Raw genomic sequence first — 17815 nt, forward strand, 5'->3', positions numbered from 1 at the left:
TTCCTTTACTCGGCCTTCGGCGCGCTGCTGCTGTCTGTGACGATTGAGCCTGATTTGATGACTTGCACGATGGCGCTGCCATTATCGCCGCTGAGGAGGTAGTCAGCAGCGCTGGTATCCTGTTCCTGGGCGTCGGCAACGGAACGCAATGCCAGCGACAGCCGGTCGGCCATCTGCTGCGCAACGGCCAGTACCTTGGTCTGGTCGGGGGTTAGCTCGAGCGTTGCCGTGGTACCAACGACGGCTTTGGAGCCGTCTTCCTTTTCCTGGATCTGCTGGTCGATCGCGAGTACGCGCACATTGCTGAGCACAGTCTCGGTTAGATACTTGTCGGCTTCCTTCGACTTGCGGACCATAATCACGTCGACGCGGTCATTCGGCAGGATGAACCCGCCGGCACCTGTCGAAACCGAAATCTCGGTTGCGACGGCACGTTTTCCGGAGGGCAAGAGGGAGGACAGGATGCGGCTGTTCGAATCCGCGATCTTTTCCGCGCGGATGGGCTCGCCCTCGAAAATCGGCAGGCGAACGACAGCGCCCTGCAGGTCTTTCAGGGCATCTGGCTTGTCGGTTTCGGTAATGAAGCCCTGGACGACGCCGCTCTGCGGCCAGGCCATCCAGTGAACGGCTTTATCATCCAATCGTGCGCCGACCGGGAGGTTGGCACCGGAGACCAGTATTTTGACGGTCGGCTCTTTCTCGACGACTGATTTGACCTGGGTGACAACGGAGCCACGACCCGCGAGGCTCATCGCCAGCACGCCGGCAAGGCCGGCCGCAACGACAGCGACTCCTAGTATCAAAAGGCGGGCGGGCTTCATTAATCGTTCCTCGGGGATTCGCGATACCCGAAGAATGGCCTGCAATTGGTATAATTATAGTTAATGAAAGCCTTCGATCTTAAGTTAACGGAGGATTAACTTGCCGTTACTTCAGGCCCTCAAGTGCCGCAAGAAAGAGCGGTGAAGAGGGAAAGGCCACGAAACCGCCAATCGCGATCGCGATGCCATAGGGAATCTTCTTAGCGACGAGGAGCGAATCCGGCACCCGTAACCCGATCGCCGTAATCATGTCGTTCTGCATTCGCAACAGGAGGATGACGGCGGCCAGGAGACCACCGGTGACACCTACGTAGCCGATGAATTCTACCAGCGGATCTCCGAAACCGACCCAAACGGCGGCGGTGGTTAGCAGCTTGGCGTCTCCCCCGCCCATGATGTTCAGCGCGAAGAAAACAAAGCAGGCAGCGAAGACGACAGCGCCGCCGAGTAGATGATAGCCAAATGTCGGCCAATCCATGCCGACGAAGGGGGCTAGCGCAAAGAAAGATGCCAATAGAATTGCCGAGATTCGGTTCGGGATGGTCATGGTTAAAGTATCCATTACCGCCGCGAATGTTAGGCACATCGGAAAGATGGTAATGATGACGCTGGCAGTCATGATCCGATTTACCCCATGAGGCCGAACAAAAATGCAAAGCCGCCCTGAGGTATCAGGACGGCTTCTCTTCTCAAAGGCGACGTGGCATCAGCAACCGGTGACACCGCCGGTCGTGCAGGCGTCACCCATCTTGCCGGAAATGCCGTTGAAGAGATTGTTCAGTTTGCTGCCCAGCGCGGTTGCTCCGGTGATCAGCGCAACAGAGATAAGCGCTGCGATCAGGCCATATTCAATTGCGGTCGCACCGGATTCGTCCTTGAGAAAACGGCTAACAAGCTTGGTCATGGTAACTCCTAACTCCAGTTGATGTTCAGCAGTCCGCCAACTGTTGCCGTTGATCGGATTGCATCAATTTAGCGTGACCCTGTTTCTATCAACTTAAAGAGTTAGGTTACCGTCCGGTAAATTCTGGCCGATGCCTAAGGATGGTAAGTATTCCCTATCGCAATTGTTTAGAATTTTATAGAAAAGTCCCGCGCGCCGGGTAGTAAAGGCATTCGCTGCTAGTGAATGTCCTCGTGCCGATATTCAATGGCGGTGAACAGGATAATACCCTCGAAGCCCCTGTCGCAATATGGCGCATATAACTGGCGTCTTCGATAAACCATAATAGGCTTAAGACTTCATTCACCAATTTTTCTCATGCTGTTTTGCAAAAATCGCCGTAACCCGAGAGAGAATCAAATGTCGCCGAGTGGCAAGAGGATCATCCTGGCCAGCTTTTTTACCGCCCTCGGCCTTGGCGGATCCGCGCTCGCGCAACAGGACATTCTGCGGGTCTACATGGATCAAGCCCGCGTTTTGAAACTCGATCGGCCGGTGAGCAAGGTCATCGTCGGAAACGCCAAGGTTGCCGACGCAACCGTGGCGGATTCCAAGACGATCGTCCTGACCGGGCGCAGTTTCGGAACGACCAATCTTGTGCTGCTCGATGCGGATGGCAACGCAATACTGGATGAAAGCATCCTCGTGTCGATTGATGAGGCCAACACTGTTCGCGTCTTTCGCCAAACGGAGCGCTCTGTTCTTTCTTGTACTCCGAATTGCGAACAGCATAGCCAACAAGGCACAGAGACCGCAACGGCAAGCCAGCAATAGCTGCTGAGTATCTCTGCGAATTCCGTTAGACTTCTGATCCGGCTCAACGCACCCAACTTGCTGCCGAACGGCAGCACGATCACGATCAGCCACAGTCATTTCTTTCTACCCCGCGGGAGCACCACGATAGCGTGCGGCGATTGCTGACGCGTCAGCCTCGTTTGCCAAGTCCGCTCGGCCGTTATAAGGCTTGAGAAGTGGCCCGCGATGCGCGGGACGTCAATTTCCTGTCGCTAGGTGGTGCATGGCGCGAGCCTTTCTTTTTGTTCTGGATTCCTTTGGCGTCGGCGGCGCGCCGGATGCGGCAGCCTATGGCGACGAAGGCGCTGACACGCTGGGGCATATCGCGGAATTCTGCGCTGCCGGTGCGGGCGATCGCGAGGGATTGCGCTCAGGCCCGCTTCAGCTTCCGAATATGTCGGCTCTTGGCCTCGTCCATCTCGCCAAGGCGGCGTCTGGCAGGTTTCCGGCCGGAATGCCGGTGCCGGAGAAGGTGTACGCGATGTACGGTTCCGCCAGCGAGGTCTCGCGTGGCAAGGACACTCCGTCCGGTCATTGGGAAATCGCCGGGACGCCGGTAACGTTTGACTGGGGTTACTTTCCGACAGAAGGCGATGCCTTTCCACCGCAGCTTGTCGAGGCGCTCTGCAGGGCGGCCGACATTCCCGGGATACTCGGCAACTGCCACGCCTCTGGTACCGACATCATTGCCCGCCACGGCGAAGAGCATATCCGGACCGGAAAGCCGATCTGCTACACCTCGTCCGACTCTGTCTTCCAGGTTGCCGCGCATGAGACGCATTTCGGCCTCGACCGGCTCATGACCTTCTGCACGATCGCCCGGGCGCTGCTCGATCATTACAATATCGGCCGCGTCATCGCACGACCATTCGTCGGCGAAACCGCTTCCAAGTTTCAGCGCACCGGAAACCGTCGCGACTTTTCGGTGCCGCCGCCGGAACCGACGCTTCTCGACCGGCTGGTCAAGGAAGGGCGCAAGGTCCATGCCATCGGCAAGATCGGCGACATCTTCGCGCATAAGGGCGTCTCGCGGGTGATCAAGGCCAATGGCAATGAGGCTTTGATGGACGCCAGCCTTGCGGCGATGGATTCCGCCGAGGATGGCGAACTGGTTTTCACCAATTTCGTCGATTTCGACATGGTCTACGGCCATCGCCGGGATGTCGCCGGCTATGCCGCAGCGCTTGAAGCCTTTGATGGCAGGCTTCCCGAAGTGGGTGGCAAGTTGAAGCCCGGCGACCTCGTCATCCTGACCGCCGACCACGGCTGCGATCCGACGTGGCGTGGCACGGATCACACGCGCGAGCGCGTGCCGATCATTGCCTACGGGCCGGGACTGCGTTCTCGCGATATTGGCATTCGTACCACTTATGCGGATATCGGCGAGACGATTGCCCGCCATCTGCGCATTCCGGCGGGCGCGCACGGGAGAAGCTTTCTATGACGTCGCATTTGAAGAAAGTCGAGCTGCACTGCCATCTGGAAGGAGCGGCGCCGCCGACGCTGACCTTGGCGCAGGCTCGCAAGTATAACATCGACATCAGCCCCTACCTCGCTGACGGCACCTATGTCTGGCATGATTTCGCGAGCTTTCTGGAGTGTTACGACAAGGTCTCGGAGGTCTACAAGACCGAGGAAGACTACGCACTGCTGACGGAAACCTATCTCGATGAGCTTGCCGCGATCGGAACGATCTACAGCGAGCTGATCGTCTCCCCCGATCACGGCAAGCGGATCGGGCTTGGAGCGGATGCCTACATCGAGGGCGTGTGCGAAGGCGTGCGTCGTGCAAAGGCGAAAAGCGACATCGAGGCACGCCTGATTGTCACCGGAGAGCGTCATTTCGGCCCGGAGAGCGTCATCGGCGCCGCCGAATATGCTGCCAAAGCGAAGAATCCGCTTATCACTGGCTTCAATCTTGCAGGTGAGGAACGGATGGGTCGGGTTGCCGACTATGCGCGTGCCTTCGACATCGCGCGCGATGCAGGCCTCGGCCTCACTATTCACGCCGGCGAGGTGTGCGGTGCGTTCAGCGTCGCCGATGCGCTCGACGTTGTCAGGCCTTCCAGGATCGGCCATGGCGTCCGGGCGATCGAGGACCTTGATCTCGTCAAGCGGCTCGCCGATCTCGGAACGGTGCTGGAGGTATGCCCCGGCTCCAATATTGCACTAAACGTCTTTCCGGATTTCGCTTCTCATCCGTTGCGAAAGCTCAAGGCGTCAGGTGTTCGCGTGACGATCAGTTCGGACGACCCGCCCTTCTTCCATACTTCGCTGAAGCGCGAGTACGAATTGGCCGCCGACGCCTTCGGTTTCAGCGATGCTGCGATCAACGAGATGACCCGCACGGGAATTGAGGCAGCTTTCGTCGACGAGCCGACGCGACAGGCGCTCTTCGCCCGGATGTAATCCGGCTAGCCCTGGGGATCGATGCTGCAAAATTGCCTCCGCTCTTGCGGTGAGGGCAATTTCCATGGAAGAAACATCCGATAAGAACAACGATAGGAAGGCTCGGCCATGGACGGCGTAACGGTCATCGATCACCCGCTTGTGCAGCACAAACTCACGATCATGCGGCGTAAGGAGACATCGACCGGGAGTTTCCGTCGGCTCCTGCGCGAAATCTCCACCTTGCTCTGCTACGAAGTGACCCGTGATCTCGAACTCACCATGGAGACCATCGAGACGCCCCTGCAGACGATGGAGTCGCCGATCCTGGAAGGCAAGAAGCTCGTCTTTGCTTCGATCCTCCGTGCCGGCAACGGCCTTCTCGAAGGCATGCTCGACCTTGTGCCGTCGGCGCGCGTTTCGCATATCGGCGTCTACCGTGACCATGAAACGCTGCAGCCGGTCGAGTATTACTTCAAGGCTCCCGAGGATATCTCCGAACGCTTGATCATCGTCGTCGACCCGATGCTCGCCACCGGCAACTCGTCGATCGCGGCGATCGACAAGCTCAAGGAGCGCGGCGCCCATAACATTCGCTTCCTCTGCCTTCTCGCCGCGCCCGAGGGCATCAAGAATTTCCGCGAGGCGCATCCAGATGTGCCCGTCTTCACCGCCTCGATCGATAGCCATCTGAACGAGAAGGGCTACATCATGCCTGGTCTCGGCGATGCCGGCGATCGCATGTACGGCACGAAGTAATTCGTCATCTGTTTACCATTCGGATGCAGTCGAAGGTCCGGACACGCGTGCCGGACCATTTGCTTTACCGGCATTAGCAACTTGTCAGCGATTAGGGCGTAGGACGTGTAAGCATGGCCACGCATGACGCGGGGTTTATACAGGAAGGATTTCTGTCCCGATGCTCGTGCGTACCGTCATTTTTGCAAGCGTGGCTGCGGTGCTTGCAACACAGATACCGACCCTCGTGGGAAAACGCAGCGGCGAAGTGGTCGCCTCGGCCAATTTCGTAACCGGCAATGCAGAACAGGGGCGAGCCGCGGCAAGTGGCGGCACAATGCGACTGCGGGCTGATGCTCAAGGCCACTATTCCGGCGATTTCAGAATCAATGGTCGTCAGGTGCAGGGCCTGATCGATACCGGCGCGACCTACGTCGCTCTGAATGAGAGCTTCGCTCGACGCCTGGGTTATACGGGCAACCAGCTTGATTTCCGCTACTCGGTCGACACAGCCAACGGGAAGACGAAGGCAGCGCACGTGACATTGGATCGGGTGGAGATTGGCGGCATCCGCGTGCGTGATGTGGAGGCCTTTGTGCTGAAGGATGGCGCCCTGTCCTCCACGCTCGTCGGCATGAGCTTCCTGCGCAAGCTCGCTTCCTATTCCGTTGCCGATGGATCGCTCAGTTTGAAGCAATAGGCGTCAGGGCGTCGATGGCCGGTTTCTTGCCTCGTCGGCCGTCAGCGCGCTCTCCCGGGTGCCGGAGACAATTATCTCCAGGACCTCGTGCTCGTCGGTGTTCTTGACGTAGCGGTCACCGACATATTCACCGCGCTTGAGGACCATGACGCGATCGCCGACGGCGAAAATGTCGACGAGGCGGTGTGAGATGATGATCTGGGCAACGCCTTGTTTCTTCAGTTCCAGCATGGTTTCGAGCAGCCGCTCGGTCGCCATGACCGAAAGATTGGCGGTCGGCTCGTCGAGAATGACGACGCGCGGCTCGAAGGAGATCGCGCGGGCGATCGCCACGGACTGCTGGCGGCCGCCCGACAGGCTCTCGACCTTCTGATAGACGGAATTCACGTCGACCTTGAGGCGCTTCAACACGTTGTCCGCCTCGGCATACATCTTCCTCCGATCGACGAAGAGGCCTCTGAGGGGCCAGCGGCCGAGAAAAATGTTCTGGCCGACATCCATGTTCCCGCAGAGCGCGAAGTCCTGATAGATCATCTCGATCCCTGCGTCGCGGCTCTCGTGCGGGCTTTTGAAAGAGACCGGCTGCCCCGCCACCAGGATTTCGCCGGAGTCGCGCTGATAGGCGCCTGTGAGGATCTTCATCAGCGTCGACTTGCCGGCAGAGTTGTCCCCGACCAGGCCAAGAATCTCCCCGGGATAGAGCACGAGATCGACTTTGCGGAGCGCTTGCACGGCTCCGAAGGCCTTTTCGATGCCCCGCATTTCCACAATCGGCCGCGAAGGCGTCACGTCAGCCATGGATGGCTTCTCCCGTTCGTGCTGCTGTCGTGAAACGGCCGCGCAGGCGCGCAAAGATATTGGCCTGCCGCACCCATATGTCGATCAGCACTGCCACAATGAGGATGACCCCGATGAAGACATTGATCCAGTGCTGGGGCATGCTGAAGCCTTGGACATTGAGTTGCAGGAGCGCGCGGACAAGCGTTATTACAGCCGCGCCTGCAAGCGAGCCGATCATCGTGCCGTAGCCGCCGAAGATTGATCCGCCGCCGATGATCACGGAGGCGATGGCGTCAAGCTCGCGGAACTGGCCGGCAACCGGGTTGAAGCTGCGGAAATAAGCGACGTTGATGATCCCGGCCATGGTTGCGCAGAACGCGGACAGTACAAGTGCAATGAAGCGAACACGGTTGGTATTGATGCCGGCATAGGCGGCAGCGCGGACATTGCCGCCCGCTGCACAGACCTTCAGCCCAAATGGAGTGTAGGCAAGCACGATGCCGGCGATGAGGGCGACGAAAAACATGAAGATCGTCTGGATGCTGACGACCTCGGCTACCGTACGGATCATCCCCGGGGGCAGCGAAACACCGAAATGCAGGAAAACGTCGTTCACCTTGCGGCCAAGCAGGTTGTAGCCTTCCCGCCAGCCGGTCAGCTGCTGGCCGGCGACAAACCAAGCGGCAAGACCTCGGGCAATGTAGAACATGCCGAGCGTGACAATGAAGGCGGGCAGCTTGAAGCCGACGGTGATGACGGCATTGACAAGGCCGGCAGCCGTCCCCGCAAGCAGACCCATCGCCACGGCAGTGATTGGATCGGCGCCCAGCACCTTGAGGAAATAGGCGGCCGTGCTGCCGGCGAGAGCAAGCACCGAGCCAACGGAGAGATCGATATCGCCGGCCGCAATGACATAGGTGAGCCCGACGGTAACGAGCGCCAGCTCTGTGTAGTTGAGCAGGATCGCGAAGGTGTTGGGCAGGTTCCACCAGTAGTCCGGCCTTAGCGCCAGGCCGGTCAGCCAGAGCAGCACCGTCAGGATGATGGCGAGTGCGTCGCGCCGTGCAAGGAACTTGCCGAGCCCCGTGGCCGAGAGCGCCATGTCGGCCGCCATCGCCCCTTTGGTCTGCACGCCTTCCAGAGCGACGCCGCCGGTTTCGTAGGCCGGCGGCGGTGGCCGACCGCGGAGCCAGGCCCAGAACCGGGCCGCGATCTGGCGTCGAATGAGGAAGGGCTCGATCAGCACGGCCACGACCAGAAGCAGCCCCAGGAAGACCATGACGGCACCGGCTGGCAAGGTGAACCTGGCGCCGACGGCAACGCTCTCTCCATCGATGATGACGGTCCGTGTGATCGGCCAACCTTCGCGCAGCACCTTGTCGATCAGCACAACGACTGTCGCGCCAAGGCAGGACCCGAGCACGCGCCCGCGCCCGCCAAGGATCGACGCACCGCCGATGACGACAGATGCGATCACGGTAAGCTCCCAGCCGACGCCGTAAAGAGGGGTGACGCCCTTGTCCTGCGCCGCTGCCAGAAGACCGGAAAGGGTCGCGCAGAGCGACGAGATCAGGTAGGCGCGAATTCGCACCCACTGGGTGTTGATGCCGGCATAGGCTGCGGCCTGCTCGTTGCCGCCGGTCGCGAAGGTCTCATAGCCCCAGCTGGTCTTGGCAAGCACATAGGCGCCGATGACAGCTACGAGGAGGAAGATCGCGATCTGGTTATTGAAGCCGAGAGCGTTGATCTCTCCGAGATGAAAGAAGAGCGGATAGTCTGCCGCCTTGCCGGAGTAGTAGATCGCTTGGCCATGCGTGAGCGCAAGAACGAAGCCTCGACCGATAAAGAGCATCGTCAGCGTTGCAATGAACGCGGGCACTTTCAGCATCGTCACGAGGACGCCGTTGACGAGGCCAATCACCGTGCCGAGCAGCACACAGAAGATCACCGACTCGATGACGCCGAAGTCGAGAACATCAGACGCAAAGAGCCTCGCAAAAACGACAGCGATCAGGCCGTAGGTCGAGCCGACCGAAAGATCCAGGTCCTTGTTGGCGATGACAAAGGTCATTCCGACCGCGATTATCCCGACACGGGACGTGTCGCGAAGTAGCGCCAACAGGGCCTCCGTTGATCCAAAGAAGGCCGGATTGACGATAGCGCCGCCGAGGTAGAGCAAGGCGAGGAAGATCAGCAGCCCAGCCTCCCAGCCGCCGACGAGCTGGGGCGGCGCACGGCCTAGCGATGTCGTCGTGGGCGCCATGGTGTCTGCCGATCAATCTCGCCGTCGCGATACGGGAGGCTTGCACCTCCCGCGTCGATTTCAGGCGTTTCGGAGCGTTAGTTTTCGAAGCGCTTGCCAACCTTTGCGACGTTCTCCTTCGTCACCAACTGGGCACGCGTGTCCAGGTTGGCGGCGGAAATGCCGCGATCGATCTGCAGGTAAAGCTGCATGACAGGCCAGAAGCCCTGCAGGAAGGGTTGCTGTCCCAGCGAACCGGTCAGGTTTCCGGCGGCGATTCCCTCCTGCTGTGCCGGGCCGAGGTCGAACCCGAATGCGCAGAGCTTGCCGGTCTTGCCCATCTGTGCGACGGCCTTGACGAGCGGTGGCGTGAAGACGTTGTTGGCGGTGAAGGCACCGACCACGTCACCACGGGATTCGAAGAGCGAAACAAGCGCGTTGACCGGATCGTTGGGGTTCGTGTCGATGCCGACGTTCTCCGGTCCAGCGTCAACCTTGAAAGCGTCAAGCTTGCCGGCCTCCTTCAATGTTTTGACGATGGCGTTGAAAGCGGAGGTGACCCGGTTGTTGACCTCGATGTTGCCCATCGCAGTTGACGACGGCAACAGAATCGAGCCGCTGGTTGCGCCGCTCGCAATCACACAATTGGCAAGAGCCTCACCGCCGATTGCCGCGGCCGATGCGTCCTGACCAGTATGGCTGATGGCACTGCGATGCAGGATGGTTGCATCGAATGAGTTGGTTGTGGCGATCGGTATGCCGGCCGCCTCGGCAGCTTTGACGATGTCGTTGTAGGCGCCGACCTGCGGCGTCGTCATAATGATGCCGTCGATCGTCGGATCCTGGACGATCTGGTTGAGGATCTCGATAGCGCGCGCCGGATCGTCAACTGGCGATTCCGAGCCGAGCAGCAGGATCTTGGCGCCGATCATGTTGCCGGCGACGGTTGCGCCGACATAGACGGGATCAAAAAAGCCATTGCCTGCCGTATGAGTCACGATCGCGAAGGTCAAATGACCGTCCGCCGAATGGAAGTTCTTCGTGTTGGGATCTTCCTTGGCAGCTTCGGCAAAATTATAGCCGCCAACTGCTTTCTCGACGCTGCCCGACTGCGCAAATGCATGCGAGACGCCGAGCGATAGTAGCGCGGCTGACACCGCGTACAGCAAAGTCCGCCTCATGATTAGTCCTCCCTTGAGTCAAGGAAGGAAAGCCGTTCGAGCGCAATTTACAGAGAGTGAGGGCCGAAGGCTTCCTCCCATACGCTAATATTCTGCGCAATTCCGATGCAAGTAAACGGCGAACTCATCGTAAGGGCGAAATTGTTTGCCTTCCAAACATCCCCTGGTTGTTTTTGATGACAAATAGCCGTTGAGGTCGTGGTTACTGGCTCTCAGGGGATGGATGCGCTTCCCTGGCGAAGCCTGCCTCCTTTTCGGAACGCGATCCTTAGCTTGCTGAAAGAGCCACGATGCGCTCGTAAATGACGGCGGGGGTGGCAGGCTGGTGTTCGTCGATCCGGTAATGTTTGGCGAGGGCGGCAACCGCCGCATCTGCTGAATCCGCGCTTGAGGCATGCACAAGCGCGATGGGGTCGCCTTTCACTACACGCGTGCCAAGCGGCAGAATGTCGGATATCCCGACGCGATGATCGATCCTGTCGGCGGGATGACGCCGTCCGCCGCCGAGGTCGACGACGGTCATGCCGATCTCCCGTACGTCGCAGCCGGAAAGCCAACCGGACCGAGGTGCGGGGACAGGTTTCGTCAGCGGCGCCTCGACGAGGTACTTGTCCGGCGCCTCCAACAGATCCGAGGGGCCGCCGAGGCGGCTGACCATGCGGGCAAAGCTTTCGGCGGCCTTGCCCGTAGAAAGCGCGTCCACGGCTTTTGCCTCACCGTCCTGAAGTGACGACACCACACCTGACTTCGCCAGCATCTCGGCTGCGAAGGCCAGCACGGCAGCCTCCAAGCGGGTGTTCTTCTTTTTGCCCGCTAGAAAATCCAGACAGTTTCGGATCTCGACGGCGTTTCCGGCAGCATCCGCCAGCGGCTGGTTCATGTCGGTAATCAGGGCCGATGTCCTGACGCCTGCACTGTTGGCGACATCGACAAGGGCTCGGGCCAGCATCTCGGCATCGTCAGGCTCGGCCATGAACGCGCCCGTGCCGACCTTGACGTCGAGCACCAGCGTCTGCAGTCCGGCCGCAAGCTTCTTCGAAAGGATCGAGGCGGTGATGAGGGGAATCGAGTCAACGGTCGCCGTCACATCCCGGACAGCGTAAAGCTTGCCGTCGGCTGGAGCGAGGGAGCCGGTTTGGCCGATGATGGCGCAGCCGACATCCTTCACGACCTTGCGGAAAACTGTTGCGTCAGGGGTGATGGTATAGCCAGGAATGGCTTCGAGCTTATCCAGCGTCCCGCCGGTATGGCCGAGACCACGCCCTGATATCATCGGAACGGCGAGGCCGCACGCTGCCGCGATCGGTGCGAGCATCAGGGAAACATTGTCCCCGACGCCGCCTGTCGAGTGCTTGTCGGCAATAGGTCTGTCTATGTCTGCCCAGCTCAGTGTGTCGCCCGAGCGGGCCATTGCCAGCGTCAGCGCCACGACCTCGTCGCGCGACATACCCTTGAACCAGACCGCCATGGCGAAGGCGCCGATCTGCCCCTCGGAGAGCTGACCGGCCACAAGTGCGGCAATGAACGATTGGATATCCTCTTCGGAAAGCGTTCCGCCATTTCGCTTCTGGCGGATGATCTCCTGGGGGATCATCTCAATAGCTCGATGCAGCGGCGGGCGCTGATTGCGTGCCGCTGAGCACGGCAAGAATGTCGTCGAGCAATCCGGATGCGCCGAAGCGGAACGTGGATGGCATTGGCCAGTCCGGCGCCATGATCGTTTCTGCAAGGCTCAGGTAAAGCGCTGCGTCTGCCACCGAACCGATGCCACCCGCCGGCTTGAAGCCGACCTTGCGGCCGCTCTGGCGAATGACCCGCAGCATGATGTCGGCAGCTTCCAGGGTCGCATTGACGGCGACCTTGCCGGTGGAGGTCTTGATGAAGTCGGCACCCGCCTCGATGGCGAGTTCGGAGGCACGACGGATCAGCGCCGCATCCTTTATCTCGCCGGTCTCGAGAATGACCTTCAGCAGGATCGGGTCCTTGCACTCGGCTCGGACCGCCGCAACCATGTCGGTGACAGCCTTGCCGCTCCCGGTCATGAATTTGCGATAGGGGATGACGAGGTCGATTTCGTCGGCGCCGTCGGCGATCGCCTCGCGTGTTTCGGCGGCAACGTCGGCCACTTCCATATCGCCCGACGGGAAATTGACCACAGTTGCAATCCGCACCGGATGACCCGTGCCGAGAACTGCGCGAGCGCGGGCAACGAAGCGCGGCCAGATGCAGATCGCCGCCGTGTTGCCATAGGGGGTTTGGGCGCACGCACACAGCGCGTCGATCTGCGCCTCGGTGCAGTCATCCTTGAGGTTGGTAAGATCGAGGAGGGAGAGGGCGACGGCGGCCGTTTCCTTGCTGGAATGGTTGGTCATTATTCGCGTTCTCCTGCAATCATTTCCTTCAGTATGGCGGCGAGGCGCGCACCGCCGATCGGAGCCATATCCTTGGTCTCCTCATGGCTCAGTTCGCCGCCGGTCATGCCGGCTCCATAGTTGGTGATTACAGACGCCGCCGCAACCCTTAAGCCAAGCATTCGCGCGATAATCACTTCCGGCACGGTCGACATGCCGACGGCATCGGCGCCGAGGATACGGGCCATGCGGATTTCGGCGGGTGTTTCGAAGCTTGGGCCCGAGAACCACATGTAGACGCCTTGCGACAAGGCGATACCGAGCTTCTCCGCAGCATTGCGCATCCTGTCGGCGAGAGCTGCATCATAAGCACTCGTCATGCCGACAAAACGACGATCGCTTTCCTCGCCGATCAGCGGATTCATGCCGGAATAGTTAATGTGATCGCTAATCTGCATCACCGAGCCAGGAGGCATGTCGTCTCGGAGCGACCCTGCGGAATTGGTCAGGACTAGCGTCTCGACGCCTAGACCTTTGAGCACCTCGATCGGCAGCCGCATCGCGCTGGCATCGCCCTTCTCGTAGAAATGGACGCGACCGGACAGCATGATGACGGGCACACCGCCAAGCAAACCCGCGACGACTTCTCCGGCGTGGCCCGAAACCGCGCTAACAGGAAAGCCCGGCAAGTCGTGATAAGGGATGCGATGCGCATCAGTCATCTCGCCGACCAGCGAGCCGAGACCGGAACCAAGCACGATGCCGTAGCGCGGCGAAAGGCCGCCGAGCCTTCCGGCAAGCACGTCGAGAGCGGCACTCATCCGAGTTCGGTCTCGAAGCTGAACGGCAGCAACTCTTCCATGGTCATCGTCTTCTTCACGCCGACCTCATCGCAGAGGTAGATCTTCGTGTCCTTGGAGGCGAACTCCGAGATCTTCTGCCGGCAGCCGCCGCAGGGCGGGCAGAGCGGCAGCTTTTCGGCGATCACGGCCATTTCAACGATCTTCTTGGCGCCGGCCATGATCATGGCGCTGATGGCGGTTGGCTCCGCACACCATCCTTGCGGGAAAGACAGGTTCTCGATATTGGCGCCGGTGTAGATCTTGCCGTCCTCGGCGCGGATCGCGGCGCCGACGGGGAACTTCGAGTAGGGGGCATGAGCGAAAGCCATGGCACCGCGAGCGGCCTCGAAAAGATCGTGGGACATGTTCTCAGCGTTCCTTCGTATAGGGCACACCACCCGCTTTCGGCGGGATTGCCACGCCGATGAAGCCGGCGAGCAGGATGCAGGTCAGGATATAGGGCAATGCCTGGAAGATCTGTACCGGCACTTCGCCGATCAGCGGAACCTGCTTGCCCTGCATGAAGTTTGCCAGCGCATCGAGGAAGCCGAAGAGCAGGCAGGCGAACATGACGGGCACCGGTCTCCACTTCGCAAAGACCAGTGCCGCAAGTGCAATGTAGCCCTTACCGGCCGACATATCCTTGATGAAGGCAGCCGACTGCGCGATCGACAGATAGGTCCCCGAGAAGCCGCAGAGGATGCCGGCGCACATGACCGCGCGATAGCGCAGCCAGCCCACCGAAATGCCGGCCGTATCGACCGCGCCCGGATTTTCGCCGACGGCGCGCAGCCGCAGGCCGAAGCGGGTGCGATAGAGGATCCACCAAGAAAGCGGAACCGCAAGAAAAGCGAGGTAGGTCAGGATATTGTTGCCTGAGATCACGTTCGCGTAGAGCGGGCCAATGATCGGAACTTCACGGACGGCATCGGCGCCCGGCAGCACGATCGGCGCAAAGCGGGCTTCCTGAGTTAGCTGTGGCGTACGGCCGCCCTGGCCGAACCAGGCGCCCCCAAGGACGATTGTGATACCGGCGACGAAGAAGTTGATCGCAACGCCCGAGATGATCTGGTTGCCGCGATTGGTGATCGAGGCGAAGCCGTGGACGAGGCTGAGCGCCACGGAGCAAATGATGCCAGCACCGAGGCCGAGCCATGCCGAGTCCGTCAGGTAGGCGACGCAGGCTGCCGCAAAGGCAGAGCCGAGCATTTTACCCTCGAGGCCGATATCGAAGATGCCGGCGCGTTCGGAGAACAGACCAGCCAGCGCCGTGAAGATCAGCGGGATCGACAGACGGATCGTGGAGCTCAGAACGCTGATGAAGATGTCATAATAATCCATCGTCCGTTCCCCTCACGCGGCCTTGAACTGTTGATAGACGCGAACCATCGCGGGGCGGAACATGTATTCGAGCGCACCGGCGAAGAGGATAACAAGACCCTGAATGACCAGGATCATTTCGCGCGTGATGTTGGGCATCTCGAAGGAGATCCAATCGCCACCCTGATAGAGGATGCCAAAGAGGATCGCCGAGAAGATGATCCCGACCGGATGATTTCTCCCCATCAGCGACACGGCGATGCCTACGAAACCGGCGCCGCCCACGAACTCGACCTGCAGGCGGGCCGAGGATCCCATGACCGGGTTCAACGCCATCATGCCGGCGAGCGCCCCTGACAACAGCATCGCGGTCAGGACGATGCGGGCGTACGGGATGCCGGCATAGGCCGCCGCGCTGTGGCTGACGCCAAGGGTGCGCATCTCGAAGCCGAGCTTGGTGCGCCAGATCAGCAGCCAGACGAAATAGGAGGCAACGAGGGCAATGAGGAACGAGACGTTGAACGGTGCTGCGCCGAGCTTGGCACCGAACAGGTTCATCAGCCAGCCGAGTTTCGGCAACTGGCCGCCTTCCAGAAAGGTGCGGGTTTCCGGCGCCATCTTGCCGGGGACGATCAGAACGTGCACCAGCAGATACACCATCAGCGCCGCGCCGATATAGTTGAACATGATGGTGGTGATGACGATGTGGCTGCCGCGCTTTGCCTGCAGGAAGGCGGGGATGAAGGCCCAGGCGGCGCCAAACAGGCCGGCACCCACCACGGCCACCGGCATGGTGACATACCAGGGGACATAGTGGTCGAGCGCCAGCGCAACCAGCGCGCAGCCGAGACCGCCAAGATACGCCTGCCCTTCCGAACCGATGTTGAACAGACCAGCATGAATGGCGACCGCAACGGAGAGGCCGGTGAAGATGAAGCTCGTCGCATAATAGAGCGTAAAACCAATGCCTTCGCCGCTGCCGAGTGCGCCCTCGATCAGCAGCGACAGGGCCGCAAGCGGGCTTTCGCCGATCAGCCAGACGACGAAGCCGGAGATCAGGAAGGCGACAAGCAGATTCAACAGCGGAATGAGGCCGTAGTTGATCCAATTTGGAAGTGGAACTGAAGCAGTGCTCATCAAGGCCTCACGCGGCAATGCCGGCCATCATCAGGCCGAGGGTCTGTTCACCGGCATCGGGCGTCTTCTCGCCGACGACATGGCCGGCAAACATGACAAGGATACGGTCTGAAAGGGCGCGGATTTCGTCGAGCTCGACGGAGACGAGCAGGATCGCCTTGCCCGCATCGCGCATCTCGATGATCCGGCGGTGGATGAATTCGATGGCGCCGATATCGACGCCGCGCGTCGGCTGGCCGATGATCAGCGCCGTCGGATCGCGCTCGATTTCGCGGGCGACGACGATCTTCTGCTGGTTGCCACCGGAGAAGTTCGCGGTCTTCAGCCGCGGGTTCGGCGGGCGGATGTCGTATTTTTCGATCTTCTCCATGGCGTCCCTGCGGATCGCGTCGAGATCGAGCAGCGGGCCCTTGCTGTAGCCGGGATTGCGGTGGTAGCCGAGAACGGAATTCTCGTACTCCTCGAACTTCAGCACCAGCCCCATGTGATGCCGGTCCTCGGGGATGTGGGCTAGGCCGAGCTCGCGCAACCGCGCCGGATCGGCTTTGTCGATCGGCTGACCGTCGAGGAAGATCTCGCCGGAATGCGGCTTGCGGATGCCTGCTATCGCCTCCAGCAATTCGGACTGCCCATTGCCGGCGACGCCGGCAATGCCGACGATCTCGCCGGCACGGACGTCGAAGGATACGTTGTCGACCATGATGACGCCGCGGTTGTCCTTGACCGTGAGATTGCGAACCGACAGGATCACCTTACCCGGATTGGCTTCACCCTTCTGCACGCGCAGCAGGACTCGGCGACCGACCATCAGTTCGGCAAGCTCCTCGACCGTGGTTTCGGAGGTCTTGCGGGTCGCCACCATCTCGCCGCGGCGCATGACCGACACCGTGTCGGTGATCGCCATAATCTCGCGCAGCTTGTGGGTGATCAGAATGACGGTCTTGCCCTGGTCGCGAAGGACGCGAAGGATCTTGAAAAGATGGTCCGCTTCAGCAGGTGTCAGCACGCCCGTCGGCTCGTCGAGGATCAGGATTTCGGCGCCGCGGTACATGGCCTTGAGGATCTCGACGCGTTGCTGTAGCCCGACCGGAAGCTCTTCGATCAGCGCATCCGGGTTCACTTCGAGGCCGTAGTCCTTCTCCAGGCGGCGCAGCTCGGCGCGCGCGGAAGAAACGCCCCTGGCGAGCAGCGCGCCGCCTTCGGCGCCAAGCATGACGTTCTCAAGCACGGTAAAATTATCGACCAGCATGAAGTGCTGGTGCACCATCCCGATCCCGGCTGCGATTGCAGCCTGGCTGTCCTTGATGGTGACGGGATTGCCGTTGACGCGGATCTCGCCGCTATCGGCATGGTAGAAACCATAGATGATCGACATCAAGGTCGATTTGCCGGCACCGTTTTCCCCGATGATGCCGTGAATCGTACCCTTGGCGACGGTAAGATTGATGTCCTTGTTGGCGTGAACGGCACCGAATTTCTTGTCGATGCCCACAAGTTCGATAGCGGGCGTGTCTGTCACAGCAGGCTCCAAATACGAAAAGGGCGTATGACGGAGCGACTCCGCCATACGCCCGTCT

18 protein-coding genes are annotated in these 17815 nt (G+C 60.3%); 5 read left to right on the top strand and 13 right to left on the bottom strand.

The window, feature by feature from the left end:
* Window positions 1–5: 5 nt before the first annotated feature.
* The 3 genes from cpaB to RHIBUN_RS0112175 form a co-directional block, all read right to left on the bottom strand.
* Window positions 6–821: a Flp pilus assembly protein CpaB gene (cpaB, locus tag RHIBUN_RS0112165; RefSeq protein WP_025659786.1), complete on the bottom strand. Its 816-nt coding sequence runs from the start codon at window positions 819–821 to the stop codon at window positions 6–8.
* Between the two features lie 106 nt (window positions 822–927).
* Window positions 928–1440, bottom strand: coding sequence for a prepilin peptidase (locus RHIBUN_RS0112170; protein WP_025659787.1), 513 nt, complete (start codon window positions 1438–1440; stop codon window positions 928–930).
* A gap of 87 nt (window positions 1441–1527) precedes the next feature.
* The gene (locus RHIBUN_RS0112175; RefSeq protein ID WP_025659788.1) at window positions 1528–1725 is read right to left on the bottom strand and encodes a Flp family type IVb pilin; all 198 of its coding nucleotides are present in this window, start codon (window positions 1723–1725) and stop codon (window positions 1528–1530) included.
* Between the two features lie 399 nt (window positions 1726–2124).
* Between RHIBUN_RS0112175 and RHIBUN_RS0112180 the strand changes: the two genes are divergently transcribed.
* The 5 genes from RHIBUN_RS0112180 (at window position 2125) to RHIBUN_RS33390 (ending at window position 6385) form a co-directional block, all read left to right on the top strand.
* Entirely contained in the window at window positions 2125–2538 is a 414-nt protein-coding gene (locus tag RHIBUN_RS0112180; RefSeq protein WP_025659789.1) for a pilus assembly protein N-terminal domain-containing protein, read from the top strand.
* A 244-nt stretch (window positions 2539–2782) separates the two neighbouring features.
* Complete coding sequence (locus tag RHIBUN_RS0112185; RefSeq protein WP_025659790.1) at window positions 2783–4003, top strand: phosphopentomutase; 1221 nt, start codon at window positions 2783–2785, stop codon at window positions 4001–4003.
* Window positions 4000–4968 (top strand): adenosine deaminase, encoded by a 969-nt coding sequence (locus tag RHIBUN_RS0112190; protein ID WP_025659791.1) that lies wholly within the window; start codon window positions 4000–4002, stop codon window positions 4966–4968. Before RHIBUN_RS0112185 ends, RHIBUN_RS0112190 begins: the two co-directional genes overlap by 4 nt.
* Window positions 4969–5076: 108 nt before the next feature.
* A complete protein-coding gene (gene upp, locus RHIBUN_RS0112195) occupies window positions 5077–5706 on the top strand; it encodes a uracil phosphoribosyltransferase (RefSeq protein WP_018855312.1) in 630 nt (209 codons plus the stop codon).
* Window positions 5707–5866: 160 nt separating this feature from the next.
* Entirely contained in the window at window positions 5867–6385 is a 519-nt protein-coding gene (locus tag RHIBUN_RS33390) for a TIGR02281 family clan AA aspartic protease (RefSeq protein WP_037215785.1), read from the top strand.
* Between the two features lie 3 nt (window positions 6386–6388).
* Here the strand turns inward: RHIBUN_RS33390 and RHIBUN_RS0112205 are convergent, their stop codons facing one another.
* From RHIBUN_RS0112205 to RHIBUN_RS0112250, 10 genes are all read right to left on the bottom strand, one after another.
* Window positions 6389–7183 carry an ATP-binding cassette domain-containing protein gene (locus RHIBUN_RS0112205; RefSeq protein ID WP_025659792.1) on the bottom strand — a complete coding sequence of 265 codons (795 nt, stop codon included), beginning with the start codon at window positions 7181–7183 and terminating at the stop codon, window positions 6389–6391.
* Window positions 7176–9428: a sugar ABC transporter permease gene (locus tag RHIBUN_RS0112210; RefSeq protein ID WP_025659793.1), complete on the bottom strand. Its 2253-nt coding sequence runs from the start codon at window positions 9426–9428 to the stop codon at window positions 7176–7178. Before RHIBUN_RS0112210 ends, RHIBUN_RS0112205 begins: the two co-directional genes overlap by 8 nt.
* Window positions 9429–9505: 77 nt before the next feature.
* A complete protein-coding gene (locus RHIBUN_RS0112215) occupies window positions 9506–10588 on the bottom strand; it encodes a substrate-binding domain-containing protein (RefSeq protein WP_018855308.1) in 1083 nt (360 codons plus the stop codon).
* A gap of 268 nt (window positions 10589–10856) precedes the next feature.
* Complete coding sequence (gene deoA, locus RHIBUN_RS0112220; RefSeq protein WP_025659794.1) at window positions 10857–12182, bottom strand: thymidine phosphorylase; 1326 nt, start codon at window positions 12180–12182, stop codon at window positions 10857–10859.
* A 1-nt stretch (window position 12183) separates the two neighbouring features.
* Window positions 12184–12960, bottom strand: coding sequence for a deoxyribose-phosphate aldolase (gene deoC, locus RHIBUN_RS0112225; RefSeq protein WP_025659795.1), 777 nt, complete (start codon window positions 12958–12960; stop codon window positions 12184–12186).
* Complete coding sequence (locus RHIBUN_RS0112230; RefSeq protein WP_018855305.1) at window positions 12960–13760, bottom strand: purine-nucleoside phosphorylase; 801 nt, start codon at window positions 13758–13760, stop codon at window positions 12960–12962. Before RHIBUN_RS0112230 ends, deoC begins: the two co-directional genes overlap by 1 nt.
* Window positions 13757–14146 (bottom strand): cytidine deaminase, encoded by a 390-nt coding sequence (locus tag RHIBUN_RS0112235; RefSeq protein WP_025659796.1) that lies wholly within the window; start codon window positions 14144–14146, stop codon window positions 13757–13759. Before RHIBUN_RS0112235 ends, RHIBUN_RS0112230 begins: the two co-directional genes overlap by 4 nt.
* Window positions 14147–14150: 4 nt before the next feature.
* Entirely contained in the window at window positions 14151–15122 is a 972-nt protein-coding gene (locus tag RHIBUN_RS0112240) for an ABC transporter permease (RefSeq protein ID WP_025659797.1), read from the bottom strand.
* Between the two features lie 12 nt (window positions 15123–15134).
* Entirely contained in the window at window positions 15135–16238 is a 1104-nt protein-coding gene (locus RHIBUN_RS0112245; RefSeq protein WP_025659798.1) for an ABC transporter permease, read from the bottom strand.
* 7 nt (window positions 16239–16245) lie between these two features.
* A complete protein-coding gene (locus RHIBUN_RS0112250; protein WP_025659799.1) occupies window positions 16246–17757 on the bottom strand; it encodes an ABC transporter ATP-binding protein in 1512 nt (503 codons plus the stop codon).
* Window positions 17758–17815 lie beyond the last annotated feature (58 nt).

The organism is Rhizobium sp. IBUN (genome assembly GCF_000510625.1).
GTDB lineage: Bacteria > Pseudomonadota > Alphaproteobacteria > Rhizobiales > Rhizobiaceae > Rhizobium > Rhizobium altiplani.